General features: G+C 51.8%; 24 protein-coding genes. 8 read left to right on the top strand and 16 right to left on the bottom strand.

The features are described 5' to 3' along the window. Positions 1-14: 14 nt before the first annotated feature. From F3F96_RS06660 to F3F96_RS06625, 8 genes are all read left to right on the top strand, one after another. Positions 15-329, top strand: a complete 315-nt coding sequence (locus tag F3F96_RS06660; RefSeq protein ID WP_176962468.1) for a YbaB/EbfC family nucleoid-associated protein — start codon at positions 15-17, stop codon at positions 327-329. A 40-nt stretch (positions 330-369) separates the two neighbouring features. Continuing rightward, positions 370-966: a recombination mediator RecR gene (gene recR / locus F3F96_RS06655; RefSeq protein WP_241697694.1), complete on the top strand. Its 597-nt coding sequence runs from the start codon at positions 370-372 to the stop codon at positions 964-966. A 10-nt stretch (positions 967-976) separates the two neighbouring features. Continuing rightward, positions 977-1,606 carry a YggS family pyridoxal phosphate-dependent enzyme gene (locus F3F96_RS06650; RefSeq protein ID WP_241697693.1) on the top strand — a complete coding sequence of 210 codons (630 nt, stop codon included), beginning with the start codon at positions 977-979 and terminating at the stop codon, positions 1,604-1,606. A gap of 25 nt (positions 1,607-1,631) precedes the next feature. Continuing rightward, the gene (gene proC, locus F3F96_RS06645; RefSeq protein ID WP_176962465.1) at positions 1,632-2,450 is read left to right on the top strand and encodes a pyrroline-5-carboxylate reductase; all 819 of its coding nucleotides are present in this window, start codon (positions 1,632-1,634) and stop codon (positions 2,448-2,450) included. A gap of 249 nt (positions 2,451-2,699) precedes the next feature. Continuing rightward, a complete protein-coding gene (locus F3F96_RS06640; protein ID WP_176962464.1) occupies positions 2,700-3,005 on the top strand; it encodes a YggT family protein in 306 nt (101 codons plus the stop codon). Between the two features lie 32 nt (positions 3,006-3,037). Continuing rightward, positions 3,038-4,708, top strand: a complete 1,671-nt coding sequence (locus tag F3F96_RS06635) for a glycosyltransferase family 39 protein (RefSeq protein ID WP_176962463.1) — start codon at positions 3,038-3,040, stop codon at positions 4,706-4,708. Then, complete coding sequence (locus F3F96_RS06630; protein WP_176962462.1) at positions 4,693-5,634, top strand: glycosyltransferase family 2 protein; 942 nt, start codon at positions 4,693-4,695, stop codon at positions 5,632-5,634. The genes F3F96_RS06635 and F3F96_RS06630 overlap by 16 nt, the downstream gene beginning before the upstream one ends. Before the next feature lie 38 nt (positions 5,635-5,672). Beyond that, on the top strand, positions 5,673-6,587 hold the full coding sequence (locus F3F96_RS06625) for a lysylphosphatidylglycerol synthase transmembrane domain-containing protein (RefSeq protein ID WP_176962461.1): 915 nt from the start codon (positions 5,673-5,675) through the stop codon (positions 6,585-6,587). A 12-nt stretch (positions 6,588-6,599) separates the two neighbouring features. Here the strand turns inward: F3F96_RS06625 and F3F96_RS06620 are convergent, their stop codons facing one another. The 16 genes from F3F96_RS06620 to F3F96_RS06545 all read right to left on the bottom strand — a co-directional run bounded on the left by F3F96_RS06620 (position 6,600) and on the right by F3F96_RS06545 (position 20,961). Beyond that, the gene (locus F3F96_RS06620) at positions 6,600-7,739 is read right to left on the bottom strand and encodes a Xaa-Pro peptidase family protein (protein ID WP_176962460.1); all 1,140 of its coding nucleotides are present in this window, start codon (positions 7,737-7,739) and stop codon (positions 6,600-6,602) included. Beyond that, complete coding sequence (locus F3F96_RS06615) at positions 7,732-9,111, bottom strand: YihY family inner membrane protein (protein WP_241697692.1); 1,380 nt, start codon at positions 9,109-9,111, stop codon at positions 7,732-7,734. The genes F3F96_RS06620 and F3F96_RS06615 overlap by 8 nt, the downstream gene beginning before the upstream one ends. A gap of 97 nt (positions 9,112-9,208) precedes the next feature. Continuing rightward, positions 9,209-9,643, bottom strand: coding sequence for a flagellar assembly protein FliW (fliW, locus tag F3F96_RS06610; RefSeq protein WP_241697691.1), 435 nt, complete (start codon positions 9,641-9,643; stop codon positions 9,209-9,211). Then, positions 9,603-9,860, bottom strand: a complete 258-nt coding sequence (locus F3F96_RS06605) for a carbon storage regulator (protein WP_176962459.1) — start codon at positions 9,858-9,860, stop codon at positions 9,603-9,605. The genes fliW and F3F96_RS06605 overlap by 41 nt, the downstream gene beginning before the upstream one ends. 6 nt (positions 9,861-9,866) lie before the next feature. Next, positions 9,867-11,048 (bottom strand): flagellar hook-associated protein FlgL, encoded by a 1,182-nt coding sequence (gene flgL, locus F3F96_RS06600; RefSeq protein ID WP_176962458.1) that lies wholly within the window; start codon positions 11,046-11,048, stop codon positions 9,867-9,869. After that, on the bottom strand, positions 11,045-12,790 hold the full coding sequence (gene flgK / locus F3F96_RS06595; protein ID WP_176962457.1) for a flagellar hook-associated protein FlgK: 1,746 nt from the start codon (positions 12,788-12,790) through the stop codon (positions 11,045-11,047). The genes flgL and flgK overlap by 4 nt, the downstream gene beginning before the upstream one ends. Beyond that, positions 12,787-13,245 carry a flagellar export chaperone FlgN gene (flgN, locus tag F3F96_RS06590; protein ID WP_176962456.1) on the bottom strand — a complete coding sequence of 153 codons (459 nt, stop codon included), beginning with the start codon at positions 13,243-13,245 and terminating at the stop codon, positions 12,787-12,789. The genes flgK and flgN overlap by 4 nt, the downstream gene beginning before the upstream one ends. Further along, a complete protein-coding gene (flgM, locus tag F3F96_RS06585; protein ID WP_176962455.1) occupies positions 13,239-13,526 on the bottom strand; it encodes a flagellar biosynthesis anti-sigma factor FlgM in 288 nt (95 codons plus the stop codon). The genes flgN and flgM overlap by 7 nt, the downstream gene beginning before the upstream one ends. Then, complete coding sequence (locus tag F3F96_RS06580) at positions 13,516-14,025, bottom strand: rod-binding protein (RefSeq protein ID WP_176962454.1); 510 nt, start codon at positions 14,023-14,025, stop codon at positions 13,516-13,518. The genes flgM and F3F96_RS06580 overlap by 11 nt, the downstream gene beginning before the upstream one ends. Continuing rightward, positions 14,025-15,143 carry a flagellar basal body P-ring protein FlgI gene (locus F3F96_RS06575; RefSeq protein WP_176962453.1) on the bottom strand — a complete coding sequence of 373 codons (1,119 nt, stop codon included), beginning with the start codon at positions 15,141-15,143 and terminating at the stop codon, positions 14,025-14,027. Before F3F96_RS06575 ends, F3F96_RS06580 begins: the two co-directional genes overlap by 1 nt. After that, positions 15,131-15,826 (bottom strand): flagellar basal body L-ring protein FlgH, encoded by a 696-nt coding sequence (locus F3F96_RS06570; protein WP_176962452.1) that lies wholly within the window; start codon positions 15,824-15,826, stop codon positions 15,131-15,133. Before F3F96_RS06570 ends, F3F96_RS06575 begins: the two co-directional genes overlap by 13 nt. Continuing rightward, entirely contained in the window at positions 15,823-16,545 is a 723-nt protein-coding gene (flgA, locus tag F3F96_RS06565; RefSeq protein ID WP_241697689.1) for a flagellar basal body P-ring formation chaperone FlgA, read from the bottom strand. The genes F3F96_RS06570 and flgA overlap by 4 nt, the downstream gene beginning before the upstream one ends. Positions 16,546-16,550: 5 nt before the next feature. Continuing rightward, positions 16,551-17,339: a flagellar basal-body rod protein FlgG gene (flgG, locus tag F3F96_RS06560; protein ID WP_176962451.1), complete on the bottom strand. Its 789-nt coding sequence runs from the start codon at positions 17,337-17,339 to the stop codon at positions 16,551-16,553. Between the two features lie 12 nt (positions 17,340-17,351). Then, the gene (locus F3F96_RS06555; protein WP_176962450.1) at positions 17,352-18,095 is read right to left on the bottom strand and encodes a flagellar hook-basal body protein; all 744 of its coding nucleotides are present in this window, start codon (positions 18,093-18,095) and stop codon (positions 17,352-17,354) included. Positions 18,096-18,817: 722 nt separating this feature from the next. Continuing rightward, positions 18,818-20,452: a bifunctional diguanylate cyclase/phosphodiesterase gene (locus F3F96_RS06550; RefSeq protein WP_241697688.1), complete on the bottom strand. Its 1,635-nt coding sequence runs from the start codon at positions 20,450-20,452 to the stop codon at positions 18,818-18,820. Positions 20,453-20,508: 56 nt separating this feature from the next. Next, complete coding sequence (locus F3F96_RS06545; RefSeq protein ID WP_241697687.1) at positions 20,509-20,961, bottom strand: hypothetical protein; 453 nt, start codon at positions 20,959-20,961, stop codon at positions 20,509-20,511. Between the last annotated feature and the right edge of the window lie 3 nt (positions 20,962-20,964).

Below are 20,964 nucleotides of genomic sequence, written 5' to 3'. Positions count from 1 at the left end.
GGAGCAGCAGAAAAATGAATATCGCAAAAATGATGCAGCAGGCGAAACAGATGCAGGAGAACATGAAGATCATGCAGGAGGAGCTTGCTGCCATGGAGATCAGCGGCGAGGCCGGTGGTGGCATGGTTGAAGTGTTGATGGGAGGGGATCGCACTGTACGCCGTGTTACGATCGATCCGTCACTCTGGCAAGAGCAGGACAAGGAGCTGATCGAAGATCTGGTGGCCGCCGCTTTCAACAGTGCATCACAGAAAGTAGAGGTGCTTGCCAAGCAGAAGCAGCAGTCTTTGATGGCCGGAATGCCGCTGCCTCCTGGTTTCTCTCTCTAAGTCGCAACAGGTAAATAATTATATGATCCATTTTCCGGGTATGCCAGCCCCTCTTGGTCGGGTTGTTGAAATGCTCTCATCACTGCCCGGTGTGGGGCCCAAAACCGCCATGCGGCTGGGGCTTAATCTGCTGTCGCGACCGGCCGAGCAGACGGCGGCACTGGCTGATGCACTGAAATCACTGCACGAACTGGTCGGTTTTTGCGAGAAGTGCGGCTGTTTTGCCGAGTCAGGCTTCTGTCAGTATTGTGATGATACGCGGCGCGAACTGCATACAGTCTGTCTGGTTGAGCAGCCGGTGGATGTGTTGATGATGGAGCGTGGGCAGGGTTTTCGCGGCCTCTATCATGTACTGCATGGACGCCTGAGCCCGGTTGATGGTATTGGCCCTGAGCAGCTGAACCTGACATCGCTGGATAAGCGTATGCAGGGTGGCATCAAAGAGTTGATTCTGGCTACCAGTGCTACCGTGGATGGTGAAGCCACAGCCCACTACCTTGCCCGTCGTTACCATGATTGTGAGATTCGTATTTCACGTATTGCGCGTGGTGTTCCGGAGGGCGGTGAGCTGGAGTATCTGGATGAACACACCCTGAGTCGAGCCGTGGATCAGCGTATCGCCTGGGACAATGGTTGATGCCGATTCAATGATTTCGCAAACGGAGTTGATCAATCGCTGGCAGGGGCTGGTCACTGAATTGGCTGATGTGAAGCTGCTGGCAGTCAGTAAATACACAACGGATGAACTGGTGCAGATAGTGATGGATGCCGGGCAGATGAACTTCGGAGAGTCCCGCCCTCAGTCACTGCGTGATCGTTGTCAGCAGTGGCCGGAGTGTCACTGGCATATGATCGGGCCTCTGCAGAAAAACAAAGCCAAATATATCGGACGCCATGCTGCGATGTGGCACAGCTGTGATGATATCGAGACTGCACAAGCAGTGGCACAACATGTTGCTGGCAGAGAGCTACCTGTTCTGATTCAGGTCAATATCGCCGATAACCAGAACCAGCGCGGTGTTGCTCAGCATGAGGCGGGTGCTTTAGCCGATGCCATTAACGGTATAGAAGGGCTGAAACTTGAAGGTTTGATGGGCATGGCACCGCGAGAGGGTGATGTGCGGCAGGCATTTAGAAATTTGCGAGGCTTGCGGGATAATCTTTTCGGTGGGAGCTTTGCCGAGTTGTGTATGGGGATGAGCAGTGATTATAAAATTGCTGTTGAAGAGGGTGCAACGATTGTACGACTGGGCTCAACACTGTTTGCTTCCAGATGACAGATTCAGGACCTGAGGAATGACCATGCAGGATTTAACAATCGCATTTATTGGCGGCGGCAACATGGCCGAGGCACTCATTGCCGGATTGCGGCGTGCCGGTCATGCCGGTGAGCAAATTATTGTTGCTGATCCACAGCAGCAGCGCCGTCAGTTTCTGACAGAGCAGTACGCTGTCAGAACTACCGAGGATAACAGTGTGGCTACCGCTGCCGCTGACCTGCTGGTATTGGCGATGAAACCTCAACAGATGAAAGATGCGCTTGCAGGGTTGAGTGATCATCTTAAAGCCGATGCCAGTGTGATCAGTATAGCTGCAGGTGTAAGCGCCGCAGCGATGCAGGCGTGGCTTGGTGCCAGCGCCAATATCGTGCGGGTGATGCCCAATACACCGGCGTTGGTGGGGGCTGGTATGTCGGTGCTGTTCAGCGATGCTGATGAACTGCATAAAGCGCGTGCTGAATATCTTCTTAAGGCCTGCGGTGAATCCGTACGCGTTGAGAAAGAGTCACAGATGCATGCAGTTACTGCACTCTCCGGTAGTGGTCCTGCCTACTTCTTTCTGCTGGCCGAGGTGATGCAGGCGGCCGGTGAGAAACTGGGACTTCCCACCGAGCTGGCGGCCAAGCTGGCGGCACAGACTGCGCTGGGGGCTGGAAAAATGCTGGTTGAGAGTGATTGTACGTCAGAAGAGCTCAGACATCGGGTAACCAGTCCGGGTGGTACCACTCAGGCTGCGCTGGATATGATGTATGAGATGGGGCTTCCTGCAGCCGTGCGACAGGGTGTTGTGGCAGCCAGTAAACGAAGTGAGGAGTTGAGTGGCCCTGCCAGCACGAAGTAAGAACGAAGCGCTGCTTCCCAAAGGGGGCGAGTCAAGGCGCGAGGAGAGAGATTTGGTGATTCCAAATAAACGACGAGCAACGCAGAATGGCCCCATTTGGGGACCAGCCCATCGGGACGGATCATTTTTGCACTCAGCTTCGTTATTTCTCACTGATGTGCAGCCAGCACAATGCGTTCGAAAAGCCTTGCTGAGCAACAAAAACAATCACGTCGCTACGTTCGTAATTCGTGCTGGAAGGGCCATATAATGTATATTCTCGGTTATTTTTTACAGGCACTGGCGGCTGTGGTCGATGTCGTGCTGACCATGGCAATGATTGTGGTTATCGCCAGAGCAGTGCTCTCATGGGTTTCTCCTGACCCCTATAATCCGGTGGTGCGGATCATTAACCAGTTTTCTGAACCGCTGCTCTTTCCTGTTCGTAAAAGAGTGCCCTATATTAGTGGTATCGATCTCTCGCCGCTTATCGTGCTGCTGATTATCATGTTTTTGAATAACTTCCTTGTGCCTACGCTACAACGTATCGCCCATCAGATGATTCAGGGTGGCTGATCCCTGTTTGCTAGAGAGCTGGAGCTGCATTAATGGCTGCTAATGATCCGATCTACAGGCAGCCGCTGTTCTGGTTGCTGCTGATATGCGCTGTTAATTTCTTTGCATTTCTCGGAGGCCATAGCCTGTGGGATGTTGATGAACCCAATAACGCGGTCTGTGCACGAGAGATGTGGCTGGCTGGAAACTGGTGGGTGCCGATGTTCAATGGCGACTACCGATTTGATAAACCGATCCTGATCTACTGGCTGATGATACCGCTGAATGCGCTCTTCGGTGTCAACGAGTGGAGCGCGCGTCTGCCATCGGCCATGGCGATGACCGGACTGGTTGCTGTGATCTGGTTTATGAGCCGCAGGCTGATTGTTGCTGCTGTAGTGAAACTGAAAGAGGATGAGCGCGAACTGATTCCGCTGCTGGCGGCGGGTCTGTTTGCTACTTCACTGCATATCATTGTTATTGCTCGCGCTGCGGTTCCTGACCCGCTACTGATGCTCAGCCTCGGTTTTACCCTGCCGGCGCTGCTGATTGTCTATCTCGAAGAGAAGAAAAATCGATCCAAATCGATGCCTAAGCTGTTGATTGCTGCATATGTAGCCATTGGTCTGGGTGTACTGGCTAAGGGGCCGATTGCCGGTTTGATGCCGCTGCTGATTATGGTCTGCTTCCTGATCGTCATGAAAGACTGGAAGAGCTGGGTGCTTTTCCGCCCCTTTAAGGGGGCTGCGATTGCGCTACTGGTGGCAGCTCCCTGGTATATCGCCGTAGGGATTCTGACCCAGGGTGAATGGTTAGAGGGTTTCATCTTCCGCCACAATATCGAGCGTTTTACCGATCCGCTGCAGGGCCATAAAGGTTTCCCCGGTCTCTATATCGCTACAGTTTTGCTGGGCTGGTTCCCATGGAGCGGGCTGCTGGCTGCGATGCTTGCCTTTGGCGCCTGGCGACTAAAAGCGCTGCGTGAAGATCCGATCCGTCTGTTTATGCTCTGCTGGATCGGTGTCTATATTCTCTTTTTCAGTATCGCCAGAACACAATTGCCCAACTATGTGTTACCTCTGTTTCCCGCTGCAGCGATGCTGATGGCTTTTGGCTGGGCCGATGCGACAGATGCCATTCGTCAGCGGGCCAGACTCTGGCTCGGCTGGTCAGCATTGATACTTTCACTGGCCATCGTGATCGGTGGTGGTTTGGCGCTTGAGAAGATGTGGCCCGGAGAGGGTCATTATATCGTGGCTATGCTGCCGGTTGTGCTTGCTTCTGCATGGTGGATTTACAGTAAACGGGGTGAGCTGTGGCTGCCGCTGGCACTCTCGATGCTGCTCTCGATAGTCCTGCTCTCAGGCTGGTCGGTTACCAATATCGAACATCATAAGGTGAGTCGCGTGCTTGCAGCTAAAGCTGATGCGGCCGGTTTTGACGGCAATAATCTGGCCACATTTTACTATTTTCAGCCCACTCTGCTCTACTACCACGGCGGGCGTCTGCCGATGCTGAAAAATGTAAAAGAGGTGGGGCAGTGGTTGAGTCAGGGCAGGGGGCTTGTGCTTGCGCAGTCGGCACTGGAACTGTTACCCAAAGAGATTATACCCTATCTTGTCGTGCATGAGCGCGTTTTTGGCATGTATGCGCGCAGATGGTTGCTTCTGGTCAGTTTAAGACCAGTGGATGAGGGAGAGGAGATTCCATGGCCGAGCCACTGATTTCGATTGTCGTACCGGTTTACTGTGAAGAGCAGAATGTTCCACTATTGGTAGCCGAAATGGCCGAAAAACTTCCCGATCTCGATTATGAGCTGATTCTGATTGATGATGGCTCTGACGATGGCACTGTTGCTGCGGCGAAAAAGGCGCGGGCAGAAGATGCGCGTGTGGTGCTGGTACAGCTGCGTCGCAACTTTGGTCAAACTGCGGCCATGAGTGCCGGTTTTGACGCGGCTCGCGGTAAATATATTGTCTATATGGATGGTGATCTGCAGACCGATCCTGCTGATATTCCACGACTTCTGGAACGCCTGCTGGAAGATGATCTTGATATGGTCAATGGCTGGAGAAAGGATCGACAGGATGCCAGCCTGTCACGCAACTTCCCCTCCAAGATTGCCAATGCCCTGATCCGCAGCTCCACCAATGTGCGCATGCACGATTACGGTTGCCCGATGAAACTGATGCGTGCCGATGTAGCCAAAAATCTGCGTATCTACGGTGAACAGCACCGCTTCCTGCCTGCGCTTGCCTCGATGTATGGTGCCAAAATCGGCGAAGAGGTGGTCACCCACCGGGCACGCCAGTTTGGTGAGAGTAAATATGGCATCGGGCGCACAGTACGTGTGCTGGTTGATCTGCTGCTGGTGCTCTTCTTTCAACGCTTTACCGATCGCCCGTTGCAACTGTTTGGCCCTGCCGGTCTGATCTCACTGGCAGCAGGTATGTTCATCGATATCTGGCTGACTATGGATAAGATTATTTTCGGTGCAGATCTCGCCTCTCGTCCCATGTTGCATTTGGGTTCGCTGTTAATTGTCACAGGTATTCTGCTCTTCGGTATCGGTTTGATGCTGGAGATGCAGGCACGCACCTACTACGAAGCTACCGGTCGCAAGCACTATAGTGTGCGGGATGAAGAGTAAGTCTACCTTTCTACTTTTAGATTTGAGACCAGGAATTTATGATCTGGATTAAGCTAATCCTCTCGGTGATCCTTCTGGGCTATCTGGCATGGGCGCTTGATTTGGGTGCGATTCTCGGTTTGCTTAAAACAGCAGATTGGTCGCTGGTGATTGCAGCCTGTTTATGTTTGATTATAGGTCAGGTGTTCTCCGCTATCCGTTGGGCATGGCTGGCCAGAGGCTTGGGGCTTACTGTTTCTATCTCCAAAAAGGTACAGCTCTATTTTCTGGGTATGTTTTTAAGTCTGTTCTTGCCATCAATAATAGGTGGTGATGTGGCGCGAGGCTGGCTTTTGGCGAAAGGCAAAGAAAAAGCAGGCTGGCTAGCAGCTGCCAGTGTTATCCTTGAACGGTTGAATGGTGTGGCAGGGCTTGCGATTGTTATTTCTTTCTGCATGTTTTTTCTCGAAGTTCCGTCACTGTGGATATGGCTCTGGAATGTAGGTCTTCTGGTGGGTTTCATCGTCATTGCTACGACCAAGCTCTGGTGGCCTAAACTTCAGGATTCAGGGAGGCAGGGAAAACTATCCGGTTGGAAGAGTCTGCCGCTGACCAGTCCTGAATTTGCTACTGCCTGGTGGCGCAGTATTCCTGTTTCATTGTTGTTTCAGGCGCTGGTTGTACAGTCACATGTTTTTCTGGGGCTTGCTGTGGGTTTGGAGCTTTCGTGGTTTGTTTACGGCTTCATGGTCTGTTTGGTAGCGCTAGCATCGGCTTTGCCGCTCTCATTTAACGGTTTTGGCATACGTGAGGCAGGTTATGTCGGAATTGCAGTTTGGTTCGGCGCATCAAGCGAAGCTGCAGCTGCTATGGCTTCGCTCTGGATAGTTGTTCTTATCATTGCGGCTATTCCCGGCGGTATTGTGCTCTGGAAGCTCGGAGGCACTAAAGCCTTGAAAAAGGACAAAGCATAAAAGTCTGAATCGCTATGCGATTTCTAATTGTCGCTTATGTTTGGTGAGATTGTCACAGCCGTTGTCGCGAACGACGACCATATCTTCGATGCGCACACCGCCCAGACCCGGATAGTAGAGGCCCGGTTCAACGGTCACCACCTGTCCGGTTTTTAAGACTCCCGGTCGGGTGGAGATGCCTGGAGCTTCATGAATCTGCAGGCCGACACCGTGGCCGGTGCCGTGGAAGAAGCCGGTCTGTTTGCCGCGCACCATTTTTGTTGGAAATCCCTGTTGATCAAAGTGGTCGGTGATAGCTCGGTGAATGAGTGTGCCGTCTGCACCATCTTTAACCATGGAGAGGCCGATATCCTGTCCCTCGCGAACAGTGTTATAGATTTTTTTGACCTCAGGTGTAGCTCTGCCTTTGACATAGGTGCGGGTCATATCTCCCCAGTAACCGGTAGCCAGTACACGCGGGAAGATATCGATAATGATCGGTTGATGGGCGCGGATGAAACCTGCGCCGATATTGTGCGGGTCAGCACCCTCTCTGCCACAGGCGACAATGGTGTGGGCGGGCATGGCACCGTTGCCGATCAGGAAGGTCTCAATGGCACGACGCAGATCGGCTGCTTTCACCTTTTTACCAGACAGACCATCACGCAGGATACCATCACTGCCAATGCTGCATGCGGCCAGATAGTGCTCTGCCTGCTGCATCGATTGCCGGGTCAACTTCTCTGCATGGGCCAGATGCCGGATCTCTGTCTCGCTTTTGATGGCGCGCTCAGGAAAGAAGGCTCCATCACTGGCTTTGACCTCAAACCCCCACGTTTTCAGCTGTTCGGCATAGGCGAAGGGGAAGTGGGGTGGAACCTCCAGCGTGGTGACGGCATGTTCTTCCAAGAATGCCGCTGCAACTGCTGCCAGACCACTGCGGTTATTGGTTTCGGCACTTAACCTGTATGGCGCATCGAGATGTACCTGTGAAAACTTTGAGTTTTTACGGGCGCGATCCACCTCAAGCGGGGAGAAGAGGCCATGCCACTGACCATTGAGTGCAATGGCGATAAAGGCATCGGGCACAAACATGCCGCTGACATAGAGCATGTCGGCATCATGTTCAGAATCGGCAATGATAAGGCGGGCAGAAGCTGTTGAATCAGTCATGTATTGTATCTTTCAGAACATCGTCCCTTGCGGCATCTCTCTCCTGTTCGCGTTCCATAATATCACGGATATTCATGCTCTTTAGCAGTTCGGAGCGTTCTCTGCTGAGGCGGAAGTAGAGGCCGACAAGTTGTCTGCCCAGCGCACTCTCCTGCCACTCTTCAGGCACCTCCATAGGCGCCTCATTGAGACGATGGAATATCTCATAAAGACTCATCTGATCGGCATCAAAACCGGGCAGCCAGCCTGACGCCTCATCGTTGGCTTCGGTATAACGTAAGAGTTTATTGCTGCAGAGCTTATCCAGCCACTCCTGCAGGATATTATTGGGCAGCTCGGTCTCTTCGATCAGATCATGGATTTTCAGTGTTGATCCCGCATGTTGAGCCTGAGCTGCGCGCAGCAGAATCAGGTGTGAATAGAATTGACGGATACCCGACTTCTGGAAGCTGCTTTTCTTCCTGTCTGACTGCTCAGGATGTTGTACACAGAAGGCGATTTCAGATCCCAGAAGCACAATCACCCAGATCAGATAGATCCAGATCAGGAAGATAGGCAGGGTGGAGAGTGCACCGTAGAGCTGCTCATAGTTGGCAACCTCTGTGACGTAATAAGCAAATCCTGTCTTGGTCCACTCAAACAGGGCTCCGGCAACCAGACCGCCGATGGCAGCAAAGCGGAAGGGAACAGAGGTATTGGGTAGTACGGTATACAGCGTTGCCATGGCCAGTGATGACATCAGCCAGGGCACCAGAAAAGGCGCTTCACGAATATAGGATGCACCCTCTGCCACCTCTTTAATGACCGGTAGTGCGGTGAAGTAGGATGTGATGCTGATGGAGGCACCAATCAGGATAGGTGCCAGCGTCAGTGTTGCCCAGAAGGTGATGAATTTTGAGAGCCAGGCGCGTGCACGGGTGATGCGCCAGATGTCGTTAAAGGCCTCTTCAATGGTGTTGAGCAGTGCCGTGGCGGTAAAGAGCAGACCGATAACACCGAATACTGAGATTGCCGTGGTTTTATCAGCCACTGTACCGAGATAATCCTGCACAGCTTTCTGACTGGTAGGCATCAGGTAATCGAGCAGGGCATCACTGACGCTGCCGGCGACGGCATCAAAAGCCTGAAAGCTGGTGAATACCGAGAAACCCAGAGCCACCATCGGAACAATCGCCAGCAGTGAGGCATAGGCCAGAGCCGAAGCGCGCTGAATACATTTGTCAGCAATAAAACGTCCGAGTACCCGGTAGGAGAGGCGGAGCAGGTGGGTGGCATGGCGATAGAGCGAAGGCAGACTGGCAATATCTGCCACATCCATCTCCAGAAGTTTGGATAGCTGTTTCGTAATTGTCGGTTTAGTGGAACCGGCCATGGTCGCTCCTCAATCTACTTCAGTTCCCCAGCTTAATGTTTTGTCAGGAGAAAAAAAGAGGCAACATGATCCGGTCCGGATATTTGAAGTCCTGGATTCAGGAGGGTTGTTTCATCCAGCGATAGCGGATTTCAAGTTCTGAATCAGCACGGATGCACTGCAGACCCAGACGCGCCTCCAGATTCAGGGCGATAGGGGCCCTTAGATTGGCGGTAACCCACTCTTTATCGGCAAAGGGGTTGAGCACCACCATCCACATAATATGACTCTGATCGTCGATGCTGATGCAGCTGCACTGCTCGTTGGGAAGTTTCGGCACATGACCAAGGCGCTCTTCATCCCACGGTGTAAGCAGGAATGCAGCTTCCGGGCTATCAATAGACTGCAGGCAGACAATATCGCCATGCCCTTCGTAGATGAATCCGAATTCATGGGCATCACTGAAACCAGCCAGCCCCTGTGGAAAAAAGAAAGCTTCGTTGGAGATAGTTTCAGGTTTCATCACTGTTTTCGTCGCTGCTGCTGCCATCATTCGACGCTCCTTTTAACCAGTTTAGTGCCCCTGCGCCGCCGGCAGATGCGTTCTCTTGCTGAATAATGTTGTAAATCTCCATGCGATGCACCGGTATATCGGGGGGAGCCTCAATGCCGATACGGACAATATGCTCGTTCTGCACATCCTGGATAATAATCCGGATATTATCGTTGATCGTAATCACCTGACCGATCTTTCTGCGCAGAATCAGCATATGATTCTATCGCAGGAAGTTGATCAGCGAGAGGTTCGACAGGCGGGAAATCTGACTGTATGACGCCTGTAGAGAGATCTCCGAGAGTTTCATCTCTGTGACTACGGCAGCCAGGTCCACCCCTTCGTGGGTGTTCAGGCGTATTTCAAAGTGAGCCTTCATCTCCTCATAGGTTGTTCTGGTGATCGACAATGCATCAAGTCTTGCGCCAATATCGGCAGTAAGGTCGATCATGCCATTGCCTGCACTGTTCAATGATGCGACCGATGCTGAAATTGCGCCAGTGTCATTGGCTACAAGTGCCGCCTTGAAATCCACAATCGCCTGGAAAGCGGCGGTGAAAGCCGGATCATCGCCGCGCGCATTACTGACGATCTGAAGGGCCGGATCAATATTGACGAGTCGATCCTGGCTGCTGCCATTATAGGTGACACTACCATCCTGAATGGCACCGCTCACTGTGATGGTTCCGGCTACAGGATCGGCTACAGGTGTGCCGCTGTAGGTTACACTTAACTGTACATTGTTGTTCAGCGTTACACTGTTTGCACCTGTTGCAAGTGCAACTGGTGCAGCCAGCTGCTCGACAGATGCGCCGTTGGTAATGCTGATGATACTTGTGCCGGTACCATCCAGGGTGATGGTGTAGGCATCATTGACGGCTGCAGGATTTGCCGTTTGCGTCACATTGGTGATAGAGCCATTGCTGCCAGCTGCGTAAACAGCGGTGCCGGCACTGAACGGGTTGGCTATAAACGCAACTTTGTCTACTGCAGCACCGGAGAATAGTGACTGTCCCTGCCATTGCTGATTGGCGCTGTTGATGAGCGCAGTGGTCAGATGGGTGATCTCCGAGATGGCTGCCTGCCGTTCTGTCGCGGAGACCTGAGCCGAAGATTGTTGAATCGCCAATGATTGAGCCCGTGAAAATACGTTGTTCATGCTCATCAGATGATTCTGGCTGACGCTGAGTCGGGATTCGGCAATGGCCAGTGCTTCAAGGCCACCGTCAACACCTCTTTGGGCATGGCGGATATCCAGTGATGTGCGGTAATCAAGTGCAGCCTCAGCGGGTGTCTGATAGCGGGTTCCGGAGGTGATCTTGGCATCACCTTTTGCCTGAATATCCATCTGCTGCTGCACGCCTGCCAGCAGGTTGTTATAGAGTTGTGCGCTTGTAATTCTCATCGTATCAGCCCCAGCAGTGAATCAAGCATCGTATTAGATGTGGTGATGACCTTGGCAGAGGCCTCATAGGCCCGTTGAAATTTGATCATGGTAACCAGCTCATCATCAATATTCACGCCTGAAATTGCCTCCCGCTGGCTATTGAGTGAGTATGCCTCCGCAGTTCGATACTGCAGCTGTTGGGTCGAGATGGTTACATCTGTTCCGTAGGTGGAAGAGATCAGGGTTGTGCGATCATGCAGGCTGGCGGAGGTGGTGCCATCGACAGTGATCGACTGATTCTGCAGTGCCAGAATAGCGAGGGCAGTATTGCTGTCACCCACCTGAATTTCCGATGTGGCTGATACAGCTCTTCCCGTATTAATGTTGGTTGCACTGGCCTGAATGTTGGCTGACAGAGCGATTGTTCCGGCGTTGGAACCATGAAAGAAGTTGTTGATCTCATAGGCTGCAAGCACGTTGCTGCTGTCATCTGAGAGGGCAAAGGTGGTGCCCGCTGCTGCAGCAATGGTGAGCTGACCATTGGCTGCCACTGTTGCCGTAAGGCCAGCTGCAGCCAGATCAGGATGAGTATTGATGCTGGCCGCGAGGCTGGTCATCGTGGAGGTAGCTGCAGTAATGTTGATCACGCTACCACCCGGCGGTGTGGCTATACCTGCAGCATCATAGGTGTGTATCTTAAAACTACCGTCCTGAATCTGAGTCGCAAAAGGAGCGGCTTGAAGTGGATCATTCAGTGGAATGGTTGCATTGCCTGCCTCTTGTGAGGTGATCGAAGTCAGTCCGGCACCAGGGTTACCATTGGCATGGATCTGATTGACTGCAAAGATCATGTTGGCAGCAATACTGTCGATCTGTGTTAAATAGTTGTTAAGCTTGGTATCTCTGAGCTCAAGCAGGCCACCTATACTGCCGTTGGTCAGCGTACCACTGAGCTCTGCACCGGTATCAGCAATGATAATAGAGCCGAAACCATTGGCTCCAACGGGGCCACGACCTAATTGACGGGCAACATTATCCTGTACCAGCAGGTCACCGTTGGAAGATTGTACCAAAACACCATTTTCACCGCTGTTGACGACCTGTAGAGGCACGATTTTGGCGAGCTCTCTGATGGCGGTATCTCTCTGGTCACGAAGGTCGTTGGCTGATGCCGTGCCACCTTGAGCCACATTCTCCTGACGGGTAATCTGGCCGTTGAGTGAGGCGATATTGGTCAGTAGCAGATTGGCCGCTGCGAGGTTGTCATTGATTTTGGTATCGGCACTGGCTTGAGCGTTGGAGAGCTGACTGCTCATGGTGACAATATTATTGATCACGGTGGTTGTCTTGGCCTGTACATTGAACTTCTGGCCACTGTCCTGTGGGTTGTTACTCATCTGCTGCCAGGAGAGGAAAAACTCATCCAGTGCAGAAGCAAGGCCTGTGCTGGAGAGGCTGCCGAATACATTTTCCACAGCATTCAGACCATCATTAAGTGAGTTCCAATAGGCGGTTTGGGAGCTGTTAACCACCATTGCATCGTTGATGATCGGGTCAACGATGCGCTGTACACTCTGCAACTCTACGCCACGGCCAAATGTTAAATTCTGAATTTTTTCAGGTGAGAGGGTGGCCAGTTCCGCACTCTGACGCGAATAACCGGGGGTGTTGGCGTTGGCAATATTATGCGCAACGACATCGATCGCTGACTGCTGTGCCTGCAGCGAACTGGATGCGATACTCAGGCTGGGGAAAATCATTTTACGCCACTTCTGTTGTAGGTGTTCTTAGGTTGGGTGAGTCCCAGCGACTGTAGAATGGTGGATGTTACACTGTATGCAGCCAGCAGACGCAGACGATTTTCCTGACTGTCTTTATCAACACTGAGAACGCGGTTGTAGAGTTTACGACGAATGGCCTGCAGATCTTTCGCTTCAGCACCACCATACATATCAATGACCATCTCCAGCGTCATATCCGATGGAATGTTCTGCTGTTTTAACAGCGCATGGCACTCGGCTTCAAGCTGGCCCAGCTTCTGGTGGGCATCCACCCGTCTGTCTGCCAGCAGCATAATACGTTCAGAATCAAGAATATGGATCGCCTTCTGCTCCTGCTTGCTGATCTCTTCAAGGGCCAGTGCACAGACGTTCATATGCTCCAGCATGATACGTAGCTCCTGCAGAACAGTGGAGGAGATTTGATTGACTACCATGGGTGCTCCGCCAGCGCGTTACTGACAATCTGCGCGGCAATTTTTTTACTGTCCGATCTGTAGGTGCCGCTTTCAAGGGCATCACGGATCTCTTCAATCCGATCCATTCGTACAGCATCCATATCGGCCAGCATGGTCAGTGCCTTCTCGCGCAGTGATGCGGAGTCGGAGACCTGTACCGAGTCGCCTGAGCCACTGGAAGAGGCCTGTTTTCCTTTGGCTTTGCCGGCTGTTTTGGTTTTCTGAATTTCAGCGGGCCCACCTGAGCGTTCAATGCGCATTTCTGGTCGCCTCCATAGTCAACTCATCAGTCATCTTCAATTTATCGGCAACTCTGGAAATTTCTTGAGCCGAAATGGACTGGGCTCGTGAACTCTCAGCTGCTTCAAGCTGTCTGTAGATCGATTTGGCAAGACCGAAGTTACTGTGTTTGGTGCTGGCCTGAGCAATCGCCTCATCCATCATTGAGGCGTGCATATCCTGTGCAAAACCATTTGGCATAAAATCGGACTTGTGAACGGTTTTACGCATGCTTGTCATCATCTGCTGCACGAAGATGGCCTCAAACTGCAGGCTGGCCTTCCAGAGTGCTTCATTTTTATCTTTTGCTGAAGCCTCTACCTGATTGCCAACGCTATGTGTCTGGGCATGTGAAGGTTGATTCGATACCGGCTGACGCTGCTTCAAACGGGCACTATGTTGCTGCTGACGTTGCGACTGCTCCTGCATGCGTTCATGCTGCATGATGCCGTCGATGACGAATTCGACGAGGTCTCTCATTACATGGTCCTCAATTCGGCATGCAGGGCGCCTGCAGCCTTGATCGCCTGCAGTACAGCCATCAGATCGCTTGGTGTGGCACCGACTGCATTGAGCGCGCTGACCAGCTCAGAAAGCGATACCTGTTTCGGTAGTACGACAAGCTTCGCTTCATCCTCTTCAACATCTACCTGACTGCGATCCACAGTGGTCGTCTGCCCGGCAGCGAAAGCATTCGGCTGTGATACCTCAGGGTTTTCAGAAACACTGATGGTAATGTTACCATGAGCAACCGCAACGGTGTCGATGCGTACCTCCTGACCCATGACAATGGTGCCTGTGCGCTCATCGACAATCACCACAGCAGCATGATCGATGGGTACATCAATCTGCTCCAGTGAAGCGATCAGCTCGACGGTATTACTGTTGGGATTCCATACTTGTACAGTGGAAGGGTTAATGGCACGCGCCATGCCCTGGCCGAGTTGACGGTTAATGGAATCCTGCAGGTTTTTAGCAGTGGTAAAATCGGGGCGACGCAGGCTTAAGGTGATGCGATCCTGATCGGGTGAGAGACCATAAGGTGCAGCCTTCTCAATGCGAGCGCCATTTGGAATGGTTCCTGCAGTGGGATGCCCTTTGGTCTTGCTTCCCCCTTTACCTTCGACAGAAAAACCACCAATGGATAGGCCGCCCTGAGCAACAGCATAGGGATTGCCGTCACCTCCAAGCAGCGGGGTAACCAGCAGTGTGCCGCCACGAAGGTTTTTTGCATCACCGATGCTTGATACCGTGACATCCAGCTGCTGACCCGGACGGGCAAATGCAGGAAGTTCGGAAGTGACCATAACTGCAGCAATGTTTTTGGGTTTCATCTTACTGATATCGGCTCGCACATTTACACCCAGACGTTCAAGCAGAGCGGTAATGCTGTTGATGGTGAATGGTGATGATGTTCCGGAATCGCCAGTGCCATTAAGACCAACAACAATGCCGTAACCGATCAGAGCATTGCCGCGCACACCTTCGATGTCGGCAAGGTCCTTAACGCGTACCGCGTTAGCCTGTGTCGATACCAGAAGCATAGCTGCCAGCATGGTGAATAGGATGGGGAGTCGGGTTCTGTTTAGAATGGCCATATCTGATCCAGTGTCTGAGACAACCACCCTTCATGTGCCACTGTTGCCAGTGCACCGGCGCCGCCGTAGCTGATGCGTGCCTGTGCTACCTTGGCTGAAGAGATGGAGTTATCAGGTAAGATATCAATCGGACGGATAATGCCCGAAAATGTAATTTCCTGAGGTTCGTGATTAATGGTGAGCTGGCGTCTGCCTACGATGTAAAGGTTACCATTTGGATAGACCTTGGTGACAACTGAGGTGACGCTGGCAGTCAGCGTATCCGAGTTGTTGGTGGAGCCTGAGCCATCAAAAGTTTTCGAGTTGGTCATGCCGATAGATCCGGATGGATTTACATCCGCATTTCCAAGCGCACCACCATATGCAATGTTGGCATTCAGCCCGGTTGAACGATCTGAGGATTTACTCTGTTTTGAACCCAGTGAGCGCGTCGCTTTGGCAGTCTCCTGCACCAGTACAGTAACTAGATCGCCAAGACGTGCTGCCTTCGGGTCAGAGAGCAGTCCTGCACCACCATTGGCCCAGAGTGAGCCGGCATGTGAGGTGTCTGCCTGCTGTGCATTCAGGGCATGTTCTACTGTTGCTTTCTCTTCTTCATTCAATGCACTGGATGCGTGAGGCATGCAGCCGGTGAAGGTGAACGAGGAGAGCGCCAACAGTGTGATTAAGGTAGAGGATTTCATCCGTTATTCCCCCGCAATGAGATGCGCACAACACCTGTTTTCTCGGCAACTGCCTGGATTACTTCGTTGCTGCGCAAGTTTTTTACCAGAATGCGATCACCCCGTCTGGCATTGCGCATCGCTTTGCCTTCGGAGCGGACACTAATGCGTCCTGCATCTAGAATGATCTGTACGATATCTCCGCGTTTGATCATCGGTGGCTGTTTGACATGGCTGCGAAAGATCACATCACCTTTAGCCAGAGGGCGAGTCAGGCGCATGCCTGTCAGGTCGCGACTGTTGTCCCACCAGTAACCATTATGGCCTGCGATATCGGCACGTGTTTGTTTCATCATATCTTTTAAAAGCAAGGTCCGTGCCGGAACACTCTTTGTCATAACAATGGCCTTTGTCCACCAGTGCACCCGTACAGGCACATACCACTTTTTGCTGCCCTGTTCGGCAATCAAAGAGAAACGATGTGGGTGTCCGCGTTTGATGCTTGGCAGCGACCAGCGCAGCGGACCGGCACTCTTAGGCCAGCTCTCTACGCGGATCAGCTCAGCGGTTGCACCACGCAGCACCACACCATTGTTGAAAAATTTCTTCAGAGATTGCTGCATAGCTGAATCGGTAGCTGCCCATGTGTAGGTAGGTAAGGTAAAGGCAGGAAGCAGCAGAGCCAGAAACAGCGCAGGCATCAGTTTGGAGAATTTTTCAGACAATGGGTGGTGAAGCATGATAATTATCTCCTCACATTATTCGCAGTCTGCAACATCTCGTCTGCAGCCTGGATCGCTTTGGAGTTCATTTCGTATGCCCGTTGACCGGCAATCAGGTTGACCATCTCTTCAACCATGCTGACGTTAGACATCTCCAGCATGCCCTGGCCGATAGAGCCCAGACCATTTTCTGATGGGTTGCCGATGGTGGGTTCACCTGAGGCATTACTCACCTGAAAGAGGTTGGAACCCAGATGAGTCAGGCCTGACGGATTGATAAAATCGGCAATCTGAATCTGACCGAGAATAGTCTGTGTGCCACCTGGCTGCACTGCTGAAACGGTACCATCCTGTGATACCTGAATAGTCTGTGCATCGGAGGGAACAGTGATGCCGGGCTGTACCAGATCACCATTATGGGTGACCAGCTGCCCCTGTGAATCGATACTGAATGATCCGGCCCGGGTATAGGCGGTATCACCGTTAGGGGTCTGAATCTGGAAGAAGCCGCGTCCCTGAATGGTCAAATCGAGCGGGTTATCTGTCTGCTGAAAGCTGCCTTCGGAGAAGATACTGGCAACACCTGCTGTGCGTACGCCTAAGCCCACCTGAATACCGGTGGGTAGCTGGGTGCCGGCAGAACTGGCCTCGGAACCCGGTGCTTTAACCTGTTGATACATCAGGTCCTGAAAGGCGGCACGGCCGCGTTTAAAGCCGTTGGTGTTTACGTTGGCAATATTATTGGATATCACATCCACATTCAGGCTCTGTGCTGCCATGCCTGTTGAGGCTGTCCATAGTGCTCGCATCATAACTAAACTCCCTTAACCCTGTACTACGCCGACTCTGTCGCTAAGCAGTCCGGCCTGTTGATTATATTGTTCGACAACTTTCATCATCGATTCGTATCCACGCATGCATTCTACCAGTTCGGCCATCGCCAGAATGGAATTGACGTTTGACCCTTCAACTGAGCCGCTGTGGATCGATACATTGGCATCAGTCTCACCGATGTTGGCCGCAGGAGTCTTGATCAGAACGCCTTCAAACTTCTGGATTTGACGCTCATCGATAATCGATGCGATGCCGAATTGAGAGACCGCTTGATCATCAACAAAAATGGTACCGTCTTTTGTGGCGCTGATGGCTCCGACTGGCAGTGTGATAGGGCTACCACCGTTATCCAGCACAGGCAGGTTACCCTGAGTCAGTAGAGTCCCATCTGGGCCGAGTTTGAAGTTACCGGCCCGGGTCAGTGCCTCGCTGCCGTCTTCCATCTGTACACGGAAGTAACCGTTACCCTGAATCGCGAAATCGGACTCGTTGCCGGTCTGATGAATCGTGCCGGCCTGTGTGCTGATATACTGTTTGTTCATTGAGAGAGATGAGGCCGAAGTTTTCTCCGGCTGGCCTTCGCGGCCGATCATGCTGGAAAACTGGGACGAGAACGCTGTTCTATCCTCGCGATATCCAACTGTATTTACATTGGCCAGGTTATGACTTAAGCCATCAAGCTTGTTCTGCTGCATCTGCCCGGCAATGCCTGAGATGAAAAATCCTACGTTCATTACTGTTTCTCCTGCCTTTACCTTTATTACCTGTCCTATCTATTGCATAAAGCTTGCCACTCGCGAAGTTCTTAAAAAGGCATTATATATTGATGGTTTACACGGCATGGAGAAATGTTCCATATAGACAAAGGGGAACATTTTTCCGCTTTGCAGTGAACAATTTTTCCTGTTTGTGAGATGTTGATTGCTGCTGATTTGTCCCCCATTCGGGGGACAGACAGATCGTTCCTGTCCGATTAGCTTGGCATCTGTCGAATGACTGCTTCATCCAAAGCGGACACTCACACCAGTCAATGATTAGAAAGGAGGTGAAGTAGTGAAAGTATTATTGTCATTCATTCATTCTTCTTCTGTTGTCAGGGTGTGCTGCTTCTAACTCCCAATACTGGAACTCTTGGCATTTGGGCCAAGGTTTAACAAAAGACGATCAAGGACAGTTGGTTCGTTCCAAGACCTTGGGCATGAGGCTGGGATTAGTCGGAGATGATCCTCGTGATTTCAATATGATATTTGATTCTGCTGAAGAACCCCTTAGACACGAGCAGAAATATAAATTTTGTCCAAATGGTTACGTTGTCGATAGAAACAGGCTTCCAATCTACCATAAGCTAGTTTATGTCGAATTACTTGTTAAATGTAAAATGAATAGATGAACCCTGACCTCAATCCTGTGTTTTCACACACCCTGGGCCGTTAGAAGCCGTTAATGGTGCGGGTGTTTAGAGGCCGTTTCTTTCGCGGACGAAGGCTTCGAACTCATCGGCTGGAAGCGGCTTGCTGAAGTAGTACCCTTGGATCTCATTGCACTTATTCTCTTTCAGCCAGTTGAGCTGATCAACATCTTCCACGCCTTCGCAGATGACATTGAGTTTGAGGTTGTGGGAGAGGCCGATAATGGCCGCAACGATGGTTGCATCGTCCTCGCTGGTGATCACATCATCGATAAAGGATTTGTCGATTTTCAGCTTATTGATGGGGAAGCGTTTGAGGTAACTCAGTGATGAGTAGCCGGTGCCGAAATCATCAATGGCCAGTGCCATGCCCATCTCCGAGAGTTTCTCCAGCACCTTAATGGTACTTTCGATATCATTCATGATGGTGCTTTCGGTGATCTCCAGTTCAAGGTCGCCCGGCATCAGGCCGGTCTGCTCAAGCGTTTTGGCGATCTTCTCAAGAAGTTGCCTGTCGGTGAACTGGCGACCTGAGAGATTGACGGCGATTTTCAGGCCGCCCACACCAGCCTCCTGCCAGGCTTTGGTCTGACGACAGGCCTCATAAATGACCCACTCGCCAATCGGGCCGATCAGACCGGTCTCTTCAGCAATCGGAATAAAGTGGAAGGGGGGGACCATACCTTTTTCAGGGTGCATCCAGCGGATCAGCGACTCCATGCCGACAACCAGTCCGCTCTCGATATCGATCTGGGGCTGATAAAAGAGCACAAACTCTTCGCGTTCGATCGCCTTGCGCATCTCACTCTCCATGCTTAGACGATTGAGTGCAGAGTTCTGAATGGATGCTTCGAAGAATTGATAACCGTTACGGCCTTCGGCTTTAACGTTGTACATCGACTTTTCAGCGTGTTGCAGCAGTGATTCGCTATCTTCGCCATCACCGGGGAAGATGACGATACCGGTACTCAAGGTGACGACAACATCCTGTCCACCAACATGAAACGGGCTCTCCAGTGTTTGCATCAACTTGCGGGTGACGGTGCTTGCATCTTCAGGATGAGCCAGCTCGGGCAGTAGTACGGCAAACTGGTTACTGCCAAGGCTGGCCAGTAGATCATTCCCGCGCAGTTGCTCATTTAGCCGTTCGGATATCATCTGCAGCAGTTCATCACCTTTTTCAAAGCCGAGGAAATTGTTAATCACCTTAAAGTGATCGACATCAATCAGCAGCACGCCAAGCTTGGTTTTCTTGCGCTGGGCATTTTTAAGCTCCTGTGACAACACCTCTTTAAACAGCTGGCGATTAGGCATCTGCGTCTTCTGATGATACTCCTTTGCCGTGACTTCAGGCGGTTGAATGATGTGGATGAAGTGAGATATCTCGCCCTGCGCATTTTCGATGGAGACAGTGGTCTGCACTCCGACAATGATCTCACCATTGGCATGTTTCAGGCTGATCGCGCCACTCCAGATGCCGTGATGTTTGAGGGCTTCCAGCTCTACGGAGCTGTGTGAGGGCTCATTCTCTGCCAGTAGATAGATTTTTTCTGAGCTTTGCCCCACCACATCATCAGCTGTAAATCCTGTTAAAGCAGTAAAAGCCGGATTGATACGGATAATTGTGGAGTTACTGTCAGTAAGCAGTACTGCCGCTGAATCGGAGACGTGGGCTGAATTCAAAGCGAAAGCCTGCCCCGGTATAAACTATGCATATGAAACGTTGTCATCATGGAAACTTATGTCGCAGATTTAGAGGCATAGAGCTTCAATAGCAGCTTAACCTGCGCCAGCGGGATATCGAGCCGGTCGGCAATGGCTTCCGGTTTTTCGCCTTCGCGGTGCATGCGCAACACCATGGTTGCCTGAGTACTGTTTTCCGGTGGCAGCTTGGCAGCTGGTTCCTGCGCTCTGGCCGGGGATTTGCGAACCGTTTTCGGCGCTGGTTCTTTTCTGGCGGCGAGTTCTTCTGTCCGGGGTTTCTCTTCCTGGCGTTTGAGCTGCTCAATCATCAAGGTCGCCTGATTCAGATGCTGAGTGGCCTCATCAAGCTGGTGCGCTGTCTCGCCCAATAGCTGTTCGAGTTTTTTCTGGCGATTGCCGTTTCGGTACCAGACCAGCCATAGTGCAAATAGCCCGGCAATGACGGCAATGTCGATAAGCAGTCCAATCATCTGTCCATTGTCACTCATGAT

It is taken from the genome of Mariprofundus sp. NF, assembly GCF_013387455.1.
Lineage (GTDB): Bacteria > Pseudomonadota > Zetaproteobacteria > Mariprofundales > Mariprofundaceae > Mariprofundus.
This window is presented reverse-complemented; position numbering and strand designations above follow the sequence as displayed.

Bases quoted from the DNA above. Each gene is read 5' to 3' on its own strand.
- F3F96_RS06660 (WP_176962468.1), top strand. From the start codon at position 15: ATGAATATCGCAAAAATGATGCAGCAGGCGAAACAGATGCAGGAGAAC.
- recR (WP_241697694.1), top strand. From the start codon at position 370: ATGCCAGCCCCTCTTGGTCGGGTTGTTGAAATGCTCTCATCACTGCCC.
- F3F96_RS06650 (WP_241697693.1), top strand. From the start codon at position 977: ATGATTTCGCAAACGGAGTTGATCAATCGCTGGCAGGGGCTGGTCACT.
- proC (WP_176962465.1), top strand. From the start codon at position 1,632: ATGCAGGATTTAACAATCGCATTTATTGGCGGCGGCAACATGGCCGAG.
- F3F96_RS06640 (WP_176962464.1), top strand. From the start codon at position 2,700: ATGTATATTCTCGGTTATTTTTTACAGGCACTGGCGGCTGTGGTCGAT.
- F3F96_RS06635 (WP_176962463.1), top strand. From the start codon at position 3,038: ATGGCTGCTAATGATCCGATCTACAGGCAGCCGCTGTTCTGGTTGCTG.
- F3F96_RS06630 (WP_176962462.1), top strand. From the start codon at position 4,693: ATGGCCGAGCCACTGATTTCGATTGTCGTACCGGTTTACTGTGAAGAG.
- F3F96_RS06625 (WP_176962461.1), top strand. From the start codon at position 5,673: ATGATCTGGATTAAGCTAATCCTCTCGGTGATCCTTCTGGGCTATCTG.
- F3F96_RS06620 (WP_176962460.1), bottom strand. From the start codon at position 7,739: ATGACTGATTCAACAGCTTCTGCCCGCCTTATCATTGCCGATTCTGAA.
- F3F96_RS06615 (WP_241697692.1), bottom strand. From the start codon at position 9,111: ATGGCCGGTTCCACTAAACCGACAATTACGAAACAGCTATCCAAACTT.
- fliW (WP_241697691.1), bottom strand. From the start codon at position 9,643: ATGATGGCAGCAGCAGCGACGAAAACAGTGATGAAACCTGAAACTATC.
- F3F96_RS06605 (WP_176962459.1), bottom strand. From the start codon at position 9,860: ATGCTGATTCTGCGCAGAAAGATCGGTCAGGTGATTACGATCAACGAT.
- flgL (WP_176962458.1), bottom strand. From the start codon at position 11,048: ATGAGAATTACAAGCGCACAACTCTATAACAACCTGCTGGCAGGCGTG.
- flgK (WP_176962457.1), bottom strand. From the start codon at position 12,790: ATGATTTTCCCCAGCCTGAGTATCGCATCCAGTTCGCTGCAGGCACAG.
- flgN (WP_176962456.1), bottom strand. From the start codon at position 13,245: ATGGTAGTCAATCAAATCTCCTCCACTGTTCTGCAGGAGCTACGTATC.
- flgM (WP_176962455.1), bottom strand. From the start codon at position 13,526: ATGCGCATTGAACGCTCAGGTGGGCCCGCTGAAATTCAGAAAACCAAA.
- F3F96_RS06580 (WP_176962454.1), bottom strand. From the start codon at position 14,025: ATGAGAGACCTCGTCGAATTCGTCATCGACGGCATCATGCAGCATGAA.
- F3F96_RS06575 (WP_176962453.1), bottom strand. From the start codon at position 15,143: ATGGCCATTCTAAACAGAACCCGACTCCCCATCCTATTCACCATGCTG.
- F3F96_RS06570 (WP_176962452.1), bottom strand. From the start codon at position 15,826: ATGAAATCCTCTACCTTAATCACACTGTTGGCGCTCTCCTCGTTCACC.
- flgA (WP_241697689.1), bottom strand. From the start codon at position 16,545: ATGCTTCACCACCCATTGTCTGAAAAATTCTCCAAACTGATGCCTGCG.
- flgG (WP_176962451.1), bottom strand. From the start codon at position 17,339: ATGATGCGAGCACTATGGACAGCCTCAACAGGCATGGCAGCACAGAGC.
- F3F96_RS06555 (WP_176962450.1), bottom strand. From the start codon at position 18,095: ATGAACGTAGGATTTTTCATCTCAGGCATTGCCGGGCAGATGCAGCAG.
- F3F96_RS06545 (WP_241697687.1), bottom strand. From the start codon at position 20,961: ATGAGTGACAATGGACAGATGATTGGACTGCTTATCGACATTGCCGTC.